General features: G+C 44.4%; 20 protein-coding genes. 6 read left to right on the forward strand and 14 right to left on the reverse strand.

Annotated elements, in window-relative coordinates; translation table 11 throughout:
* Positions 1 to 26: 26 nt before the first annotated feature.
* From QFZ77_RS28095 to QFZ77_RS28140, 10 genes are all read right to left on the reverse strand, one after another.
* On the reverse strand, positions 27 to 353 hold the full coding sequence (locus QFZ77_RS28095; protein WP_307444575.1) for an L-rhamnose mutarotase: 327 nt from the start codon (positions 351 to 353) through the stop codon (positions 27 to 29).
* A gap of 144 nt (positions 354 to 497) precedes the next feature.
* On the reverse strand, positions 498 to 1,676 hold the full coding sequence (locus QFZ77_RS28100; protein ID WP_307444577.1) for an MFS transporter: 1,179 nt from the start codon (positions 1,674 to 1,676) through the stop codon (positions 498 to 500).
* Between the two features lie 192 nt (positions 1,677 to 1,868).
* Entirely contained in the window at positions 1,869 to 2,501 is a 633-nt protein-coding gene (locus tag QFZ77_RS28105) for a DUF2238 domain-containing protein (protein ID WP_307444579.1), read from the reverse strand.
* 135 nt (positions 2,502 to 2,636) lie between these two features.
* Entirely contained in the window at positions 2,637 to 2,795 is a 159-nt protein-coding gene (locus tag QFZ77_RS28110) for a hypothetical protein (protein WP_171643649.1), read from the reverse strand.
* Between the two features lie 378 nt (positions 2,796 to 3,173).
* Positions 3,174 to 3,935 (reverse strand): endonuclease/exonuclease/phosphatase family protein, encoded by a 762-nt coding sequence (locus tag QFZ77_RS28115; RefSeq protein WP_307444580.1) that lies wholly within the window; start codon positions 3,933 to 3,935, stop codon positions 3,174 to 3,176.
* 15 nt (positions 3,936 to 3,950) lie between these two features.
* Positions 3,951 to 4,229: a hypothetical protein gene (locus QFZ77_RS28120; RefSeq protein WP_307444583.1), complete on the reverse strand. Its 279-nt coding sequence runs from the start codon at positions 4,227 to 4,229 to the stop codon at positions 3,951 to 3,953.
* 37 nt (positions 4,230 to 4,266) lie between these two features.
* Entirely contained in the window at positions 4,267 to 5,478 is a 1,212-nt protein-coding gene (locus QFZ77_RS28125; protein ID WP_307444585.1) for a hypothetical protein, read from the reverse strand.
* Positions 5,423 to 6,208: an extracellular solute-binding protein gene (locus QFZ77_RS28130; protein ID WP_373462662.1), complete on the reverse strand. Its 786-nt coding sequence runs from the start codon at positions 6,206 to 6,208 to the stop codon at positions 5,423 to 5,425. The genes QFZ77_RS28125 and QFZ77_RS28130 overlap by 56 nt, the downstream gene beginning before the upstream one ends.
* Before the next feature lie 52 nt (positions 6,209 to 6,260).
* A complete protein-coding gene (locus tag QFZ77_RS28135; protein ID WP_307444590.1) occupies positions 6,261 to 7,040 on the reverse strand; it encodes an extracellular solute-binding protein in 780 nt (259 codons plus the stop codon).
* A 243-nt stretch (positions 7,041 to 7,283) separates the two neighbouring features.
* Positions 7,284 to 8,639, reverse strand: a complete 1,356-nt coding sequence (locus tag QFZ77_RS28140) for a TrkH family potassium uptake protein (protein WP_307444592.1) — start codon at positions 8,637 to 8,639, stop codon at positions 7,284 to 7,286.
* Between the two features lie 184 nt (positions 8,640 to 8,823).
* On the opposite strand from QFZ77_RS28140, the gene uraA reads away from it, so the two are divergent.
* A complete protein-coding gene (gene uraA / locus QFZ77_RS28145) occupies positions 8,824 to 10,092 on the forward strand; it encodes a uracil permease (RefSeq protein WP_307444594.1) in 1,269 nt (422 codons plus the stop codon).
* Positions 10,093 to 10,174: 82 nt separating this feature from the next.
* Here uraA and QFZ77_RS28150 read toward each other — a convergent pair whose 3' ends face one another.
* On the reverse strand, positions 10,175 to 11,080 hold the full coding sequence (locus QFZ77_RS28150; protein ID WP_307444597.1) for an aminoglycoside phosphotransferase family protein: 906 nt from the start codon (positions 11,078 to 11,080) through the stop codon (positions 10,175 to 10,177).
* 191 nt (positions 11,081 to 11,271) lie between these two features.
* On the opposite strand from QFZ77_RS28150, the gene QFZ77_RS28155 reads away from it, so the two are divergent.
* A complete protein-coding gene (locus QFZ77_RS28155; RefSeq protein WP_307444600.1) occupies positions 11,272 to 11,616 on the forward strand; it encodes a DUF1904 family protein in 345 nt (114 codons plus the stop codon).
* 149 nt (positions 11,617 to 11,765) lie between these two features.
* On the opposite strand, the gene QFZ77_RS28160 is transcribed toward QFZ77_RS28155, so the two are convergent.
* From QFZ77_RS28160 to QFZ77_RS28170, 3 genes are all read right to left on the reverse strand, one after another.
* Entirely contained in the window at positions 11,766 to 12,896 is a 1,131-nt protein-coding gene (locus QFZ77_RS28160) for an L-dopachrome tautomerase-related protein (protein WP_307444601.1), read from the reverse strand.
* Between the two features lie 113 nt (positions 12,897 to 13,009).
* The gene (fosM, locus tag QFZ77_RS28165) at positions 13,010 to 13,435 is read right to left on the reverse strand and encodes a FosM family fosfomycin resistance protein (RefSeq protein WP_307444604.1); all 426 of its coding nucleotides are present in this window, start codon (positions 13,433 to 13,435) and stop codon (positions 13,010 to 13,012) included.
* 16 nt (positions 13,436 to 13,451) lie between these two features.
* Entirely contained in the window at positions 13,452 to 14,909 is a 1,458-nt protein-coding gene (locus QFZ77_RS28170) for an aminotransferase-like domain-containing protein (protein WP_307444607.1), read from the reverse strand.
* A gap of 130 nt (positions 14,910 to 15,039) precedes the next feature.
* Between QFZ77_RS28170 and QFZ77_RS28175 the strand changes: the two genes are divergently transcribed.
* The 4 genes from QFZ77_RS28175 (at position 15,040) to QFZ77_RS28190 (ending at position 18,964) form a co-directional block, all read left to right on the forward strand.
* On the forward strand, positions 15,040 to 15,645 hold the full coding sequence (locus QFZ77_RS28175; protein ID WP_307444609.1) for a LysE/ArgO family amino acid transporter: 606 nt from the start codon (positions 15,040 to 15,042) through the stop codon (positions 15,643 to 15,645).
* A 415-nt stretch (positions 15,646 to 16,060) separates the two neighbouring features.
* Positions 16,061 to 16,564: a TRAP transporter small permease gene (locus tag QFZ77_RS28180; RefSeq protein ID WP_307444611.1), complete on the forward strand. Its 504-nt coding sequence runs from the start codon at positions 16,061 to 16,063 to the stop codon at positions 16,562 to 16,564.
* On the forward strand, positions 16,564 to 17,856 hold the full coding sequence (locus tag QFZ77_RS28185) for a TRAP transporter large permease (protein ID WP_307444613.1): 1,293 nt from the start codon (positions 16,564 to 16,566) through the stop codon (positions 17,854 to 17,856). Before QFZ77_RS28180 ends, QFZ77_RS28185 begins: the two co-directional genes overlap by 1 nt.
* Before the next feature lie 43 nt (positions 17,857 to 17,899).
* Complete coding sequence (locus tag QFZ77_RS28190) at positions 17,900 to 18,964, forward strand: TRAP transporter substrate-binding protein (protein WP_307444615.1); 1,065 nt, start codon at positions 17,900 to 17,902, stop codon at positions 18,962 to 18,964.
* Positions 18,965 to 19,037: the final 73 nt, after the last annotated feature.

A 19,037-nucleotide genomic window follows, 5' to 3' on the forward strand; every position in this document is an offset into this window, starting at 1 on the left:
GCTACTTCCTAAGGCTCTACTTCTATCTATTTCAAATAAAACACTTCGCGCATCGGTTGAATTGGCACCGCTTCGCGGAAGTCGAAGGAACCGACGACCATCTTCGAAGTAATCGCATTCCATCGATTACAAGCTTCGCTTTCTGCTAAATAAGCGAAAGCAGCTTCTAAATCATCGCACAAGAAGCAATAAAAAAATTGCGCACCATTTTGAAAGATCGAGTAATCCCTAATCCCGGCTTTCGTGTGCTCTTCCATAATTTCCGGCCATGGTGCCAGATGCATACTCACGTATTCCTCTAAATCTTCTTCACGAATGGTCCATGTCCATGCGAATTTCCCACTATTCGACATACGGTCACCCTTTCCCATTAACATTCAATCAATTGTACTTTAACTCGACAACTTCGTCTCGTCAATAAACATCATCGCCCAAGCTTATAAACAGAAAAAGACGACAGCCAATTAGGGCCGCCGACTCTTGATGCATGGTGCTTATTATTCGATTTTACGGGATGCTCCAATGAACCAAACGAGAAAAGCGTAGCACAATAGCGCAATAAAGCCATAGCCGCCGAATACGTCATATTTTGAAGCAAAGTAACCGAAGCCAAGACCAGCGAGAGTGTGCACGAGATTCTCCCCTAACGATTGGAACGAATCGATCGTTGCCCGCATAGAGGAATGGGTCCGGTGATGTAAGTAGCCGGAGGCGATTGGCTCCATCACCCCAGAAAACAAGCAAATGATGAACATCGCTGAGAGGCCGATGAAATCCTTGCTAATGGCAACATAGGTGAAGCCGACGGCGAATACAACCATAATAATGAAAATCAGCGCTCTATAGCTGAACCAACCTAACAGCAAGTGTGCCATTAGATTGCCAGGAAGCTGCAGCAGCATGATCGCGGCAGATAATACGCCGAAGTATGCAACCGGAATACCCAGTCTGCTCACGTATAACTGCCAGAATTCTTCGATGTAACCCATGGCAGCACCTGTCACCATGGCTGAAAGCATCACAAGAGAGACGCTGGGGTTCGTTCGAAAAAAACGTAGAGACACAGCGACATAGGTCTTGAAAGGAATTACTTCATTGACAGAATTATCTTCTGAAGCAGCAGACGGCTCGATCAAAAGGATTGAGAGCGTCAGGGCGATTAGCGCGCTCCCGAACGATATCCAGTAGTTCAGCTCAAGGCCGTATTTACTTGCGAGTAAGCTTCCGCACAAGGCGGCGAGAATTGCGGATACGAAGTCGCAGGCATTCAATCTGCCCAGTTGTTTTTCGTATGAAGAGGCCTTCCCTTGCAGCATTAAAGAATCGTATAGCAGGGCATTTTCTGAGCCGCTGCTGGCCGATCGACTCACACCCGCCAAGAAAACGACCAAGGCAAAGTGCCAGAATTCGGTCGCAAACAGTAGCATCAGAAACTCGCTGCACCCAAGCAGGGCACTGAGCACAAGCATCTTTTTTCGGCCCCACTTGTCGGCCATAATGCCAGTGGGAATTTCCAGAAAGACGATTGTCAGGGCGTAAATAATTTCCGTATACACGACCATCTGAATGGTCATGCCCCGCTCCTCCCAGAAAAGCCTCTCGATGACGTAGGCTGGGATAAGGCTGGAAAAGAAGCGGAGCGCATATAGTTTTCGAAGGTTGGCTGTGTAGTCCATGAAGGAGCTCCTCTCCTAGATTTGATTGGCTAATTAGGCTCAATCAAATCAGGGGGCGCTCGCGGAGGACTAGCGGTTACGTTTTAGCAGGGAGGTCGTGCGAAAGCTATCATGGTGAGGTATCTCCTTTCATTCAGGTCGTAGTTATCCCCATCATAAGTTGCGAAACAGGGCGCGTCAATGATTCTCGGATCATTGCCTCTTTTTCATTTCTTTTCGCCACAATATCAAAGCAAGCATGCCCATTGAAATAACCGCCCCAGCTAATCCAAGTCCCATGTCTTTTTGAGTATCAAAAACATCACCTTGCAAACCAACATATTCCTCCCCATGTTGCCCAGCTACAAAAGCAGCCCCCATCTCAATGATTTCGAAACAGGCGCTGCAACTGAAAACGACTGCCGCGGGAATGACGAATGACCAAAAACCACGAAGTGCGGCGGCACGGGTTAGCAATTCACGGAATGGATATGACCAGAATAAACCGAATGCGAAATGAATGACCCTATCGTAATAGCTTCTCTGGGTATAAAACGAAGCTTTCAGCCACATGTCGAACGGTGTACCCTGATAGGTATAATGAGCCCCATAGGTATGTAAGCAAAGAAAAATAAACATGAATAAATAGGAAACATTAGAGAATCGGAAAACTTTATAAGTAAAGGTGAGAACAAGTACAACGATAACGGGAAGTATGCTCTCCATAAGCCATTGTATCCGGTCAGTGGGTGAGATGGCCATGAATCCCCAATACACAGCAAACACGAAGATCATCAAGTGCAATAGCCAATTGCGGGAAAACGGTCTTTCGGGGTTTGTCAGCATATTCGTCCGTTTCTTAGAGATAGGATGCTAGTCATGTAGAAGTCAACCTTTCTTCCGCCTTGTTTGTTTTTATCTGGATTACATATAACAAAATCCCGTTAGCCATTTCGGCCAATGGGAGATTTATGAATGACTTTAGTCTTCTGGTGTACGATCCAAGTACAAACGAGTCACTGAAGTAGCATCGCCCTTTTCAATATCTTCTTCCGTTGCTTTTTTCTCAAGAGGATCATGCGTGTTCATACCCGGTGCAATTGTCGGCTCGTTATGGTTGGATTGGGACTTGTCTTTCAAATTAATCACCTCCATCACCCTTAGTTTGGATAAATATGCCGATTCTATACTTGGGCAGAGAAAGATAACATCCAAAGTGGCTTTTGGGCATCCCAAGCAGGATAGTTGGGGTTGGGGGTGGCTCTCGACAAGCATAGATGTAAAAAGTACATCAAAATTTGTTAAAAGTGACTCTTAGGGCGAGTAATCATGCATTTTCTCCTAACGCATGAAAAAGGCAAAATTGTTGTACAACATGCAAGCCGCGGCAGCTCCTAGTTGATGTACATTACCGTCAATATTCGTTTTATGTAAGTTGAGAATAAATAAAAGGGAAAGCCCATCTGATGGATAACATCAGAGTTTTTTCCCTTTGTTTTATTGCATTTGAAGGCCAAGCTACAATCTTACACTAGCCACGACTGGATAGTGGTCCGACGGATAGCGACCGTTGTACATGTTTCTATCGATATTGATTGAATTCACTTGAATTTCGGGCGTCACGAAAATGTAATCTATCGGCTCTCCCGTGTCGCCGCCGTTAAAGTCATGCCAGGTGCAGCCTACATCATTGTCATCACCATAAGCGTCACAAAGCCCCGCTTGTGTCAGAATTTCGATCACTTCGCTGCTTGGGCCGCAGTTAAAATCACCTGTCAAAATTGCCGAAATCCCGTCTCGGCGGTTCATGGAACGGATTCGTTCTACAATAAGCTGGATGCCGTTCGTTCTAGCTTCCTCACTCATATGATCCAAGTGAGTATTGAACACGTACCACTCCTGTCCGTCTTGCTGCTTCAGCCGTACCCAGGTGCATATTCGCGGACAGCCAGTGTTCCAGCTCAAGTAACCGAGCCGTTCAGGATATTCCGATAGACCGAAGTTCCCGCTCTCGACTGGCTTCAACAAACCACGATGATAGAAGACAGCGCAATGCTCGTCTTCATTCCCTCCCTGACGGCCATCACCAAGCCAGGCATAATCCGATAGCTGCGCCTCCAGATCCTGCAGCATGGCATGCGTTCCCTCCTGCGTGCAAACAATCGCTGCCCCTGCTTTTTTTATAGCCTCAGCCGCTTCAATGATCCGGTTCGGCCATGCATTGTCGCCATCCTGCTTGACATTAACCCGCAGGTTAAACGTCATCACGGTTATATCCATGTTATCCTCCAATAGTTACAAATAACCTGCCAACTTTTTAAGAATTTGCGCTTGTTCGGTCGTCATTTTCTTGCCGCTTTGAGCGTTCACTTCGTTAAGGAAAGCGTGAAGCATTCCTTCCTTTGCCTTTAGATTTCCTCGCTTCTCCGCTTCCTGTGCATTCAGAAGCTTGCTGCAAAGCCCATTGGCAATCTCCTGATCGTCCGCTATAAATTGACGAATGAGTTCGCACACCCCGTCATAGGTCACGGAAACTTGGAACGTAAATGTGGCGGTACTGGTGTTTCCTGCCAAGTCTGTGGCCGATACCGTAATATCGTGGCTTCCAGGTTCAAACGTATAGGCAGGTTGCCCAACGAGTGGAGATGAACACGAATTCGTAACCAGTCCGGATAAAGCTTACCCCTTCTGCAGAAATCGGGAATTGAATTGTTGATCCCTTTACTGTCGTTTGATTAATCGACTGCGCCCCCGTAGCGGAATAGGAGATGGAGTAGGCATGGTTTGCTTCAATCGTTACGGCCGCATCCTTATTGATCCAACCGCTCTCGTTCGGAGACGGATTGATGCTTGCGACTGAGATCGGCGGGACTGAATCTTTGACACTAATGAAAAAATCATCATAATACGCTGATGAAATATTATATCGGCTCGTAACAGCGATTAGACTAGCGTAGGCTGCATTGGCCGGCGCCTTTCCTTTGAGTGTCACCTTCTGCCATTGGGCCAATCTGGATTCGTCCAGATGGATTTCCAGCGTGGAGATCGTCGCGTTGTTCTTGTCAAAGAAACGGAACATGAATCCCGGTTGACCTGACTCAATGTACAGATTAACGCCCGCTTGGTATTCTTCACCAGGCTTGACCGGAATCTTGTCACTTTGTACGGCAACGGAAGCTGTCCGGAGTTTATCCGTGATCTTCAGGCTTTTGGATCCGGAGAAGCTGCGATCACCGTTGATTTCAAACCGGTAATCCGTTCCTGTTGTGAACAAAGAAGTCCAACCGGGAATAACACCATTATTCACAGTATCTTCCAATCCAGCGTTGCGGATAGAAACTGGAATGCCCGGTGGCTCCTCCACGATTTCCCCATCTACCTTCATTCGGTATAAAATCGTATTGGTCGCCTGATCGGTAAAGTATAAGTTGCCATCCATTCCCAGATCAAATCTTGAAGTGTCCGCCAAAGTGCGAAACTCCAGCGTTTGCGGATCAATAACAGTCAGTTTGTTATTGAAAAGGACGTAGAGCAGTATCCAGAAATCTTGATTGGTGAAAAATTGGATAAAATGCTTCAGCCCGACCCACTCACTGCCCAGCACGCCAGAGAAGACACTGTAATCCTTAAAGGCAATAATCAACCCATGTAAGGGGCCGTATCGGAATAAAACGTAGAAGATTATACATGGAATAAAAAGTATTAGCAGCTGGCGATCCCGCCTCATATGCTTGAATGCGGCCGATAATCGGGATTCTGTCTTTGGGTTATTTGGCTGCATCATACCGTTTTTGTGCGTCGTTGTAGACTTTGATATACGCATCCAGTCCTTTTTTCGCAATCGTCTTTTTCCATTCTTCCCACTGGCTATCCCCGTATTTTTTATCAAGGATATACTTGGCGTTAAATTCTTCGGCTGCTTTTTGCAGCGATGTTTGAAGCTGAGCTAAGGTCGATATTTCTTCATCTGTGAAGTTCAAAATAGGATCGACAGGCTCAAACTTTTTGCCTTTCAGAATTTTATCCTGTGCTTCGCGTTCTTTCTCAGAAAATTTGTAATACACACTGCGGCGATCCGGTCGCAAGTAAGCCCCCTCCAGCCACATTGCATAGCGGTCTTCCAGCACGCCGATGTCAACCAGAGGCAGATCCTTCAGTTGTGGATAGACAGGGACCCCATCTTTGCCCCACTCAAAATTCACGCCCTCGACCCCAATCGTCATCAATTCGCCGCCGGACGGGCTCGTCAAGTAGTCAAGAAGTTTAAGAGCTGCTTCTTTGTTTTTACTGTTGGAGACTGTCACGCTAAAATCAGATACTTTAGGCAGTGTTCTTACGTTGCCGGTCGGACCGATCGGATTGGCATAACGCAGATTATAATCGGGATTTTTATCCTTAATTTGGTTATAGAATAAATCCAAACGTCCGATCCAATCCCAAGTAACAAAAGACTTGCCGGTGGTCATCTTCGTTGTCCACGAATCCTGCGTATCTGTCAAAAACTCAGGATCCAATAAGCCTTCGTTGTACACCTTCTTCATGAAATCCAGCATTTCCTTATGCTCAGGCTGAACGCTCGCATACTTCCAAGTTTTATCTTTCTCGTCATAATAGGAAGGATAAGTATCCGTTGCCTATGCCCCAGCCGAACGACCAGTCTCTAAAAATATTGGCAAGACCTTTCGAGGCATACGGATAGGAGTCCGGGTAAGCTTCTTTCAGTTTTTTGAGCGCTTGATAAAACTCTTCCGTATTCATCCATTCTTTTATCCCTAATTTGTCAAAAACATCTTTTCTAAACATAAAACCGTGATTGACATCCCGATTCAGGTTAAATATAGGCCACGTGTACAGCTTTCCGTTTTCATCGCCATAAGATTTTATGACCCAATTGTTTTCTTCCACGTATAACTTTTTGAAATTTGGAAGTTGATCCGTGTAATCATTGATGGCAACTACACCTTTTTGTTTACCGATTTTCTTTAATTCCGCCGGCTTGAGTCCGCTGAAAATGTCCGGCAGCTTGCCTGAGGCAACAACAACCTTAAGCTTATCTTGATAAGTTTGAGGCGAATACGTCTGGAACTCGACTTTAATGCCTGTATGTTTTAATATTTCCTGCACAACCAGCCGATCTTCTTTAATATTGGATGAATTGCTCGGCAGCATCCAAGTCAGCGTCGTTGGTTTGTCCACCAGTGGAAGCTTTAATCCTCCGGTATCGCCGTTAGGATTGGCCGCAGCCGTTGGCGAGCTTACAGGTGATCTCGTCGCATTGCCGACTGTACCTATATCCTTGTTTACGTCGGCCTTTCCACTGCAAGCAGCCAGAATCATAATGATTGTTGATAATACGGTAATGATACGGATCGGCTTTCTTGTCATTTGTGTTCCTCCCTTTTATTTGCAGTTACGCTTTGGGTATTTACTTGTAAGCGTGTCAGCTTCCCTTTTTATATTAAAAGCGCTTCCAACTTTCGTAAATAAAACGATTTCCACCCGCTTATATTTTTCTTTGACTTTCCTTTAAAAACAAAAAAAACCTTGTCATATCAAGGTTTTTCTGCGTGTGGAAAATGATAAAGAGGTAGAAATTAGTGAAAAATGAGGAGCGCAATACCTTTAATATCAGCCGATCGTGATCTTCCCCTCCGGGTAACGGTAAGGCTCTTTTTTCGGCAATGGCGACAAGGAATAGGCAAGCGAGACGGGGCCAAGACGTCCGACGAACATCAGAATGATGATGAAAACTTTACCGAATCCCGAGAGCTGCGACGTTAATCCAACCGACATTCCCGCAGTAGCATACGCCGATGTAACCTCGAACAAAATCCCTAAGAAATGGAAGTTCTCGGTGATCGAGAGGATCATTGTCGAAAGTACGATTAAGATAAAGGAGAGTAACGCAAATGTAATAGCTTTATAAATCCGATCCTTCGAGATTCTTCGGTGGAACAGAACAATTTCATCCCTGCCTCGAACCATTGCGTAAACCGCTCCAACAAGAATTACGAAGGTAGTCACCTTAATACCCCCACCGGAAGAACCTGGCGCGGCTCCGATAAACATCATGATAATAATAAAAAACTGCGTAGCTTGCCTCATCGAGGCAATATCGACCGTGTTCACACCCGCTGAACGTGATGACACGGATTGCAGCATCGCGCTGAGCGTTTTGCCTATGGCGGACAACGGCTGCAGTGTGAGGGAATTCGAGTACTCAAACACAAAGATGACCAGTGTGCCTAACAATATCAAAGCCGCGGAGGCGCTGAGGACAACCTGGCTGTGCAGCGTTAGTTTTTTATTCTTAGGGTATGTAAGCAAGTCAGAGATAACGATAAATCCGATTCCGCCTAAAATGATAAGCACCATCGAAACGATATTCAGGTACGGGTCCTCTACATAATGCATGAGACTTCCCATTCTATTAGGTAAACCGCCAAACAGATCGAATCCTGCGTTGTTGAATATCGATATGCTATGAAAAATACCGAAGTACAACGCTTGGCCAATTGGCATTTCAAATGACCAGCGAAGTGCGAATAACAATGCGCCTGCCAGTTCAATATACAGCGCATAGATCAGCACCTTACGAAAAAGACGGACTATGCCTTCCGTTGATTCATGGTTCATCGCCTCCTTGAGAATAAGGCGTTCCTGAAAGGAAATACGACGGCGGAGAACGAGTGCGATTAATGTAGACATGGTCATAAAGCCGAGCCCGCCAATTTGGACTAGCAGAATGATGACAATCTCCCCAAAGGCCGATAAATGTGCTCCTGTATTGATCACGGACAGCCCGGTAACACAAGTAGCGGAAGTCGCCATAAATAAGGCATCAATGAATGTTAATCTGCCTGCGCCAAAATAGGAGATAGGCAGCCACAGTAGTACGGCACCAATTAGGATGATCACTAGGAATCCGATCGCCATAACTTGAGGAGGACTCCAGCGGAATTTTTTCTTGAAATGAGTTAACATATAGGGACTCCATAAACTTATGATTGTCCGATTATTGTATAATCTGTCAATAACAAAGTAAAGACAGCATTAAACAAGATGGTATGCCCTAAATTGTCTTATAGAATTTTTGATAATTATTTCTTCTTTTCATTCGAATTATGGTAAGATATCGTACGATAACTTTAAGAAGGGAGTTCCAACCGTGTCTCGTATTATTCAAGTAGATGAACGCCCCTCCATAGGCGAAAGTATTCCCCTTAGTTTACAACATTTATTTGCTATGTTTGGCTCCACCGTGCTGGTCCCTATTTTGTTTCATGTCGATCCAGCTACTATTCTTTTGATGAACGGGATAGGCACCTTGCTTTATATTTTCATCACAAAAGGAAAGATCCCGGCTTTCTTGGGGTCAAGCTTCGCCTTCCTCTCTCCTGTTTTCGTCGTCATCGCTTCCAAAGGATATAGTTCGGCGTTAGGCGGATTTCTGGTTGTTGGATTGATTTTTACAATCATAGCGTTGTTGATTCGGGTCGTGGGGACACGCTGGATTGACGTTGTATTTCCACCTGCTGCGATGGGAGCGATAGTTTCCGTTATCGGTTTAGAGTTGGTGCCTACAGCTGCCACTATGGCAGGTATTATTCCACCGGCTAATTTAAAAGAAGCCTGGGTTCCCGATCCTATCGTTATCTCGGTTTCTATTTTTACATTTTTGGTAGGCGTAGTAGGTTCCATTGTCTTTCGTGGACTTTTGAAGGTCATTCCCATTTTGGTAGCCATCTTTGTCGGTTACCTACTTGCAGCACTGCTTGGTTTGGTGCATATTGGTGAAACGTTTGGGGCTGCTCAGTGGTTCAGACTCCCTACATTTTACAGCCCAACATTCGATCTGGCGAGTATCTTAATCATTGCTCCTGCTGCTTTAGTCGTCATTGCGGAGCATATTGGCCACTTGATTGTTACCGGGAATATGGTAGGAAAAGATTTATCAAAAGACCCTGGACTAAGTAGATCCTTACTCGGAAATGGCATCTCTACGATGCTGTCCTCCTTAGTAGGTTCAACACCAAATACAACTTACGGTGAAAACATCGGTGTCATGGCGATTAGCCGCGTATATTCTGTGTGGGTTATCGGAGGAGCAGCGATCCTGGCGATTGTGCTCTCCTTTGTCGGAAAAATCTCAGCATTGATTCAAACCATTCCAACTCCTGTCATGGGCGGCGTTTCCTTGCTGCTGTTCGGTATCATCGCCGCTTCGGGGATCCGCATGCTGGTGGAAACCAAAGTCGATTATTCCAAACCGGTCAATCTAATTCTAACAACCGTTGTTCTTGTCATTGGCCTTAGCGGAGCAACGCTGAAATTGGGACATTTTGAACTGAAAGGTATGGCACTGGCCACCATAGTTGCCATTCTACTCAGCTTGTTCTTCAAGCTGCTGGAGGTTTTCAAGCTTTCTAACGACTAAAGCTCAAATGGTATAAAGAATGGCTATCCCTTAAGTCTTAACAGACCCGGGGGATAGCCATTTTTTTAAATATTAGACATCGTTATATCTGCTTCAAGCTCTTAAAAACATGGATGGCATCAAAAAAAGGCACGTTATATCTACCATCCTCCTGAACTGTCCAACAGGTTGCTAGAACTGAATGTGCAAAACCCCACGATAACATTCTTTTTTTGTCTAAGTTCAACTCTTTTACAAATATATCAATACGCTTCTCAATGACATGTGTTGAATCTCCATTAGGCAATTTATTTAATAAATACTGAATGACGTCGTATTCTCTGTCTCCAATCAACCCTTTAGGATCAATCGCTAACCAAGGTTCTCTAGCAGCCATTAAAATATTGTAATGATGTAAATCGCCATGAAGTAAAAATGGTTTATCCGGCATAGCGTTCATTGATCTATAAGTGTCAACTGCTTCATGTAGAATATCTTTTGTTATAGGACCGTGACCTTCTATATTTCTCTTATAAATATTGATTAATTTCTCTTCCATATGCATAGTTGTTGGAATGCTAGATGAATTAGAAGGTGCAGGAATCCATAATTTCTTCATTACTTGTGAGGCTATATGTGCAGCTTCGTCCTCACTTTCTAATGACGCTAGTGTTTGCCCTGGAATTAATCGTTCAAGAATAAGAATCCCTTTTGCGATATCAACATCAATGATTTTAACTATGCCATTCCCATTAAAAAGTGTTAGAGCATCGACTTCAGATACAAATTCATCACCTGGAATGACGAGTTTTATCACAACTTCAGTTCCGTCTTTCCGAATGGCAGGAGCCACAAAATTAAAAGATAAATCAAACGGGGACATCATTTTCATTTGCCAACGCTTTTCACAATCATAAATAAGCCTGTCAAAATTTCTCAACCACTCTTCGGCTTTACCCTTATGGACGTCTCTTAATGTTTGAACGAATTGTTTTGGTAAGCTGCTCATTGTCTTTACCCCCACAATAGTCAAATCCTGATCAATTTAAAGTCTATTCGATCTCATTATAAGATATATCGTTCAGATTATGTACTTATCTACATATGAGAATGGTTTCATCTAATATAGGATTTGTTTTTACCTGAATTTTTTATTAAAATATATAAATTCGCTAACCATTTTGCAAAGAAGGAACCCATATGCCTTTTCTCAGATTTAAAGGTTTTCAAAAGGATTTCATTTCTTCGATTTCAAGTACCGTCATCCAACAATTTTCAAAGTTAACGGGCGTTTTGCAAGAGAAAATAAAAATTGAACTTCTTCTTGTGGAACAATTAAATAATTCTCCCCTATCCTTAGAAATATATATGTTCCCTAGAGATCAGGAATTGCATGATAGCATTGTTAAAGAACTCTATACGATTTTATGTGAACATGGCTTTCGCGATGTTCATATCTTTTTTATCCTGCTTTCTCCTCATTTGTACTATAAAGAAGGACAACCATTAATCACCAATCATTCAGAACCTTTCTTAATAACATGACTATTTGGAGTAACAAAAGAACAAGAAAAGGCACGCTTTTAGCGTGCCTTTTCTCTATTTAGCACATCCACAGTCATCTTCGGCGACTTTTTGGACAGCCACTTCATGTTGCAGAATTTCGCTAAAATTCTCTTTTATTCTAAATGATTCTATGCGTACAGATAGGATTTAACGTCCCTCCCGACATATGCTTTCCAAATAATCAGATTGTATGGATAGCTCCAATCTATTTCGTAGCCGCCAAACATCTCGTGAAGCCGATTATTGTTAAAAATGATCGAGCCCTTCTGGTCAAAAGCGACTCCGTCCACCCAAAGCATCCGATCGTCAGACACAAAGTTATGAAAGCTGCGACCACTAGCATCGTAGAAGCCGATCCCTTTTCCCTCTAGCATCGTGTAGAATATATTGCCTTTATTGTCTGCGTGCATACCGTCGGTGGTCGTGCCTTTGCTGCCGATCACTTTCACAGCATCTTTAATTTGCTCAAGAGGCGTCTGATCGTTTTTCAGAAGTGAGGTATCGATAGCGTACAAATTGCGGCCGGTTACCTGGCAATAGTACAACGTGCTGCGGTCTGCGGACAAGGCAATGCCGTCGGCGCCGATGCGCAGTGGCTTATCTTTAAACACAGGTTTGTAATCGATTTGAAAATGAAAATCGGGAAATTCCTGTGTGCTGTAATGCCGGTCCAATACTCGCCGAAACGTTCTCGTTCGCATGTTGTAAACGATGATTCCGCCATCCAGCGGGTGGTCCGGCCAACCACATCCCGAATCCGTTATGTAAACGAATCCGTTCTTGTTATCGATTACGACGTCATTGAGGAAGGAAGTTCGAAGTGGCGCAATTTCGTTCGGAATGACGATCGAGTCGAGCAGCTTATTCGTATTCAAGTCCCAGATGACCAGCTTCTGTGAGCCTTCCGGAGAAGGTGCATAAGCGATTTTACCCTGATCCAGCAGCCACATCCGGTTATATTCGTCTATCTCATAGCCGAGGACGGATTGTAATGCTTGAACGTTACCGGCCTTATTCCAATCCCAGCTTGGGAAGGCTTCCAGTAACGGTTTTCCATCCCTTACGACAATGCGGTTCATCGTAGCGGGTATACCGTGCGCCCACCGCGGGACTGAAACATAATAGTTGCCTTGATGATCGACCTTGACGCCCGCGGGCATCGCCTTTTTCCAGAATTGGTTCGTCTCGAACTCCTGTTTCATCCCGGGATTGGGGAAATTCCAGTCCAACCGGTTCCAGTGGCATATCATTTTATACATCGGGTTAAAGCCTCCTGCGACCTTATAATCAGGTTAAACACCTTCCTTATAGGTATGCGCACAGGAAAAAAGAGCGTGGGCTCTTAGCTTTTTACATTCCAAATTAGAAACATTTATTCATCGTTAAACTCCATATGCGTTTTATCCTGTCTATAATAATCTAATCTGTCCTGTAAAGTACCTGTATGAAATTCGAACTTATGACCGTCTGGGTCTGTGAAATAAATAGACTTCTTATCTTTCTCGTCTCTTGGACGACCTGGAAGGATGTTAACATGCAATTTCTTTAGTTTCTCATACAGACCATCAAAGTCGGCTTCTTCAATTGAAAAAGCAATGTGTGTGTACGATAGATTTATTTCATTACGTGGAATATCTTGTTCTACATTTAGGGCAATCCACATGCCATTCAGATCAAAATAGGCAGTACTTCTTCCTTTAACTAACGGCTTTGCATCAAAAACATGTTGATAAAACGAAATCGATTTCTCTAAATTAGAAACAGAAAATAATAAATGATTCAAATCTTTAATAGACACCCGATCACCTCAGAATTTATTTATTTTTACTGACCCCAGCTAACTCTTTAATCATCTCCGCCAAATGCTCAATCCCCCATTCAAGCTCATGAAGCTTGGCGTAGGCATAGGAAATACGCAAGTAACTTCCCGCATTTCTATCATAAATCGAACCCGGGTTCAGCAAAATCCCTGCTTTCAAAGCACGCTCAAACAGCATTTGCATGGGCACATCCACATGGAGACGAACCCAAATGTAGAAACCGCCTGCCGGCACTGACCAGGAAGCAATCTCTGTAAAATTGGTCTTCAACAACTGAACAGTGAGATCCCGTCTTCTCTTAAGTTGATCTCTAGCATAGACAAGATGCTCTTGATATAAGCCTCTGCCAAGCCATTCGGCTGCTGCCCATTGGGATACCGAGCTCGAGCCGTAATCGTTCTGCATTTTAATATCAGCCAATCGTTCAATAACCGGCTCTGGGGCAACTACCCAACCAATTCTTAGTCCTGGACTTAAGGTCTTCGACAAACTCCCCAAATAGAGGACTAGTGCATTAGGGTCCCTGGACTTTAATGGTAGAGGTGGTGGCGTTTCAAACCAAAGCTCCCTGTAGGCATCGTCCTCAATGATTGGAAGTCCCTCATCCGCGCAGATTCTCATCAGCTCTTGACGTCTTGGCTCTGACATCAGCGTACTGGTAGGATTATGGAAAGTAGGAATGGTATAAAGCAGTGAAGCGTTATAGCCTTCTTTGTAACGGCTAATCTGATTCGTCTGAATGCCTTCTTCATCCATAGGTAGACCAACTAGCTTAATTGCACTAGATTGGAACACATGGACCGAATACAGATAAGATGGCTTTTCCAAAAGGATGGAAGAACCTCGCTGCAGCAAACCGATGGATATGAGCTGTAATGCTTGGAGCGAGCCAGATACAATAAGAATGTTGGAGGGTGAAGTTTGAACGCCAATTCCATGCATGTACGCGGCTACCTGTTCCCGCAAATACTGATTTCCCTTAGGTTCTTCATATCCCAATGAGAAAGGATTCAATGAACTATTTTCAAAAATCTTTTTCATTTCTTCAGAAGGAAGCAGTTCAGGGGAAAGCTCTCCAGTCCCCAAACGGATAATGCCATCTTGAAATTCCGCACGATTAATGTGCTGTATGGCAGGCTGGTTTGGATAATAAGTGCCGGCTTGCACATAAGAGCTCCAGTCAGGGGGAGGCGAAGCCGCTAAAAGGTTCCAAGAGTTATTGATGACTCTAGTCCCCCCTTTGGTGTTGCCCTCCAATAAGCCCTCGGCAATTAAATCGCTCAGCGCGGTCACAACCGTACTTCGATTCACGTTAAAGCGTTCAGCCAGCGCACGCTGTGAAGGAATTTTGGTCCCAACCGCCCATTCGCCTAGCGATATTTTATTTTTAATAAAATCTTTAATCTGAATATATAAAGGGGTTTCCGACGATAAGTCCGGTTTCCAGTCCATGCTATGATCCTCTCCTAACAAGTTCAAATATAACATTTGGTTGGGTGATACGCCATCCATTTGGAGGGAGACATCCAATAGATTTGTTCTATACTAGTGAAGAATAGTCTTATAGATGGGAGAGATCGTTTTGCTGGAAACTGTTTTACATGGGCTTATTTTGGGTTTTGGGCTCATTCTGCCTGTAGGGGTACAAAATGTTTTCGTATTCAACCAAGGTGCCCGCGGGCCATCTTACCTTAAATCACTGCCTGTCATCCTCACGGCGTCGGTTTGTGACACGATCCTTATTTTATTGGCAGTCTTAGGCGTTTCTTTCGTCGTATTATCCTTCACTTGGCTTCAAGCAGCGCTCTATGGATTTGGATTCTTTTTCCTGTTATATATGGGATGGGTACTCTGGAGGAGTAAACCTGGCTCGATGACCTCACAACGGGAAAATGAGCCAAAAAAACAAATCCTGTTTGCAGCATCCGTCTCGTTAATGAATCCCCACGCTATACTTGATACGATTGGAGTTATCGGTACAAATTCCTTACAATATGTTGGCGGAGAAAAATGGGTGTTCACTGTCTGCGTTATTCTAGTTTCCTGGTTCTGGTTCTTCGGTTTAGCGTTCGCAGGACGCCTAGTGGGCAAGCGTGATCCTGGGGGGCAATTCATTGACAAATTAAACAAGGTTTCTGCTTGTATGATATGGGCTGTTGCTGTCTATATGGGCATGCAATTCTTATAAAAGGAATGGAGGAACCGTTGAACACTAGATGAATGAATCCACATACTCGGGAGAAAGATGTTGTAAAAAGCACAACAATTACTACCTAAATCCCGCCTCTTACCCTTCGTCGCTCTATAATGTATAATAATTGGGCCCGAGACAGGCGATTTTGCAACAAATGGCCTCAAAATGTTGTACGAACTGCAACTTCAAGTTGCAAAATAGCATTTAGGCGTGTGAATTGTTGTAGTCAAATAATGAGCAGGTTGTCCCTCCGACAACTGTTCATTATTTGTTTCAACCCAACCAAATATCTAAAAAAACTACAAAAAAAACTAAAAACAATGGCATACCTGTGGGTAGATAGGAGCGCTATACTTAAGTCACATTAATGAAAGCACTTACAAATTAGAGAGAGGAGGTCCGCTTTACGATGAGAATACTTCGAAAAATTGCTCTCGGTTTTGATACATGTATCGAGTCTGCCGCCCTCATCGGCTTGCTTAGTATGATCATCATCGTCACCGCACAGGTCATGACCCGCAAGCTGTTTGACTTCGTATTCTTCTGGTCGGAGGAAGTGACCATGCTGCTTCTTGTCTGGTTTTCCTTCATGGGCATTGCGATTGGCTTTCGTGAGAAGCTGCATTTGGGCATCGATTCCTTCACCCACAAGCTTCCAGCCTCCGTCAATAAAGTTCTTGATAAAGTCATCGAGCTAGTTATTCTCGCCTTTGGTGCCTATCTCGTGTACTTTGGTTGGGACTTCACCGTCATCATGAATGAATCAGAATTACCGGCGACGGGCCTGCCTAACAGCACACTGTATGTCATCATGCCAATAACCGGCGTCATGACCTGTGCCTATGCGCTCTTGCAGTTGTTTGGTATCGAGACGAAGCGGCATCAAAATATGAAAGAAGGAGGCCCCGAATAATGGATCCGACCATAGCTATTCTCATACTTTGTATCACTTTTGTTGGTCTGATCGTCCTCCGCTTTCCGATCTCATTGGCTTTAGCTGGTTCATCATTGCTCACCTTACTTTACTTGAAAGTCCCGCTGGCAACCGTGGGCCAAACGATGATTCAGGGGATGAACTCTTACTCCCTCCTAACCATTCCGTTCTTTATACTTGCCGGGCAAATTATGAGTGAAGGCCAGATGGCTTTGCGCCTCATCAATCTCGCTCAAGTTCTCGTTGGAGGCATACGCGGAGGCTTAGCCATGGTCAACTGCGTCGCCTGTATGTTCTTCGGAAACATCTCCGGATCAGCCATTGCTGACGTCTCCTCCATCGGCTCTGTCATGATTCCGATGATGAAGAAAAAGGGCTATGATACCGATTACGCAGTTGGCGTTACGGTCTCTGCCGCTATTCAAGGCGTTGTTGTGCCGCCAAGCCACAACCTCGTGCTTTATTCCCTAGCGGCTGGAGGTGGAATCTCCATCGCGTCGCTTTTCCTAGCGGGCATAGTCCCGGGATTGATCCTATGTGTCTCCCTTATGATCACGAGTTATATCATCGCCATCAAGCGGGGTTATACGAAGAGTGAAGCTGTTCCAGTGCGAGAAATCCCAAAGATTGTACGCGATGGCCTGCTTTCCCTTTTGACTGCCGTCATCATTCTAGGCGGTATATTCACAGGATGGTTTACGGCTACAGAAAGCGGCGCATTAGCTTGTCTCTACGCTTTTATTCTTACCTTTTTAGTGTACCGAGATATTCCCATAAGCCGGATGTGGATCATTCTCCAACGTACATTCCGAACCGTAGCGATGGTGCTCTTCCTGATAGCTGCCTCCGCTACCTTCAGCTGGGTACTAGCCTTTCTCAAAGTTCCCGGCATGTTAACGGATTGGATGCTGGGCATCACAGACAGCCCCATTGTTATTTTGCTGATCATCAATGTCTTGCTGCTCTTACTGGGCGCACCGATGGATATGGCTCCACTCATCTTAATCATGACGCCTATTTTACTTCCGGTCGTGACGACCCTTGGCATGGATCCTGTTCACTTCGGCATCATTATGATGTTAAACTTAGGCATTGGATTGCTGACACCACCTGTCGGAACCGTTCTCTTCGTAGGCTCTGCTATTGGAAATATTTCGATTTCTGAAGGCACCAAAGCCATGATGCCGTTCTTTTATGTCATGTGCGTTGTACTCATGATACTTACCTATATACCTGGTCTTGTCATGTGGCTTCCTAACTTAATGAAATAAGGAAATAACTCAACAAATTCGATAAAAAGGGTGAATATTCGATATGAAAATGAAAAGAAAATACATCACGGCTCTAAGTACAGTAATTGGTACTAGTCTCTTGCTTGCGGCTTGCGGTGGCGGAAGTACACCGACGAATAGCGGTTCAACAACGACTCCTGGAGCCGCGAGCCCTGCAGCAGCGACGAAGAAAGCCGATGGACCTAAATTAAATTTCCGTCTGGCTGAGACACACCCTGCTGACTACCCTACGACACTTGGCGATAAGAAATTCGCCGAACTCGTCAATCAAGCATCGGATGGCCGCATCAAAATCGATGTATTCCCTGCCTCTCAGCTCGGTGAGGAGAAGGCCGTGATCGAGCAAGTTCAACTTGGCGCGATTGAATTCACTCGTGTCAGTACGGGAGCACTTGGCGGGTTCAACAAGCAATATGAAGTGTTCAGCTTGCCCTACATTTTCGATAATGATAATCATCAGTGGAAATTTCTGGAAAGTGAACAAGGAACGAAGCTGCTCGATAGCTTAGAGTCTTCACGTATGAAGGGACTGGCGTATTACAGCTCAGGAGCTCGTCATTTCTATTCCAAGAAGCCGATTAAAAGCATCGCCGATCTGAAAGGACTCAAGATACGCGTTATTCAAAACAAGGTCAATATTGATCTCATGAACGCACTTGGCGCGAATGCAACACCAATGCCTTATGGAGACGTCTTCAATGCTTTGCAAACAGGTATCATCGATGCCGCTGAGAACAACTATCCGAGCTATTTCTCTTCCAATCATTTTCAACAAGCCAAAAATCTCATTCTTGATCAGCACCAACGGGTGCCTGAAGTGCTTTTGATTTCTAAAGTAGCTTGGGATAAGCTGTCTGCTGACGATAAAGCACTTATTAAAAAAGCTGCTATTGAATCCGTCAAAACGCAAAAAGTAGAATGGGATAAATTCGAGAAGGATTCCGAAGCCAAAGTGAAAGCGGCGGGAGTTACGATTACGGACGTATCTGACCTGGGGCCATGGCAAGATGCTGTAAAGCCTGTTATCGAGAAGTATCGCAACGACTACAAAGAAACGTTAGACGCGATCGAAAAAGCTAGAAAATAGGCAATTCAGAACAAAGTAAAAAAAGGACATTCTAAGGGTTGCACTCTCCCCTCAGGTGTCCTTTTTCATTTGA

The sequence above is a fragment of the Paenibacillus sp. V4I3 genome, assembly GCF_030817215.1.
Lineage (GTDB): Bacteria > Bacillota > Bacilli > Paenibacillales > NBRC-103111 > Paenibacillus_E.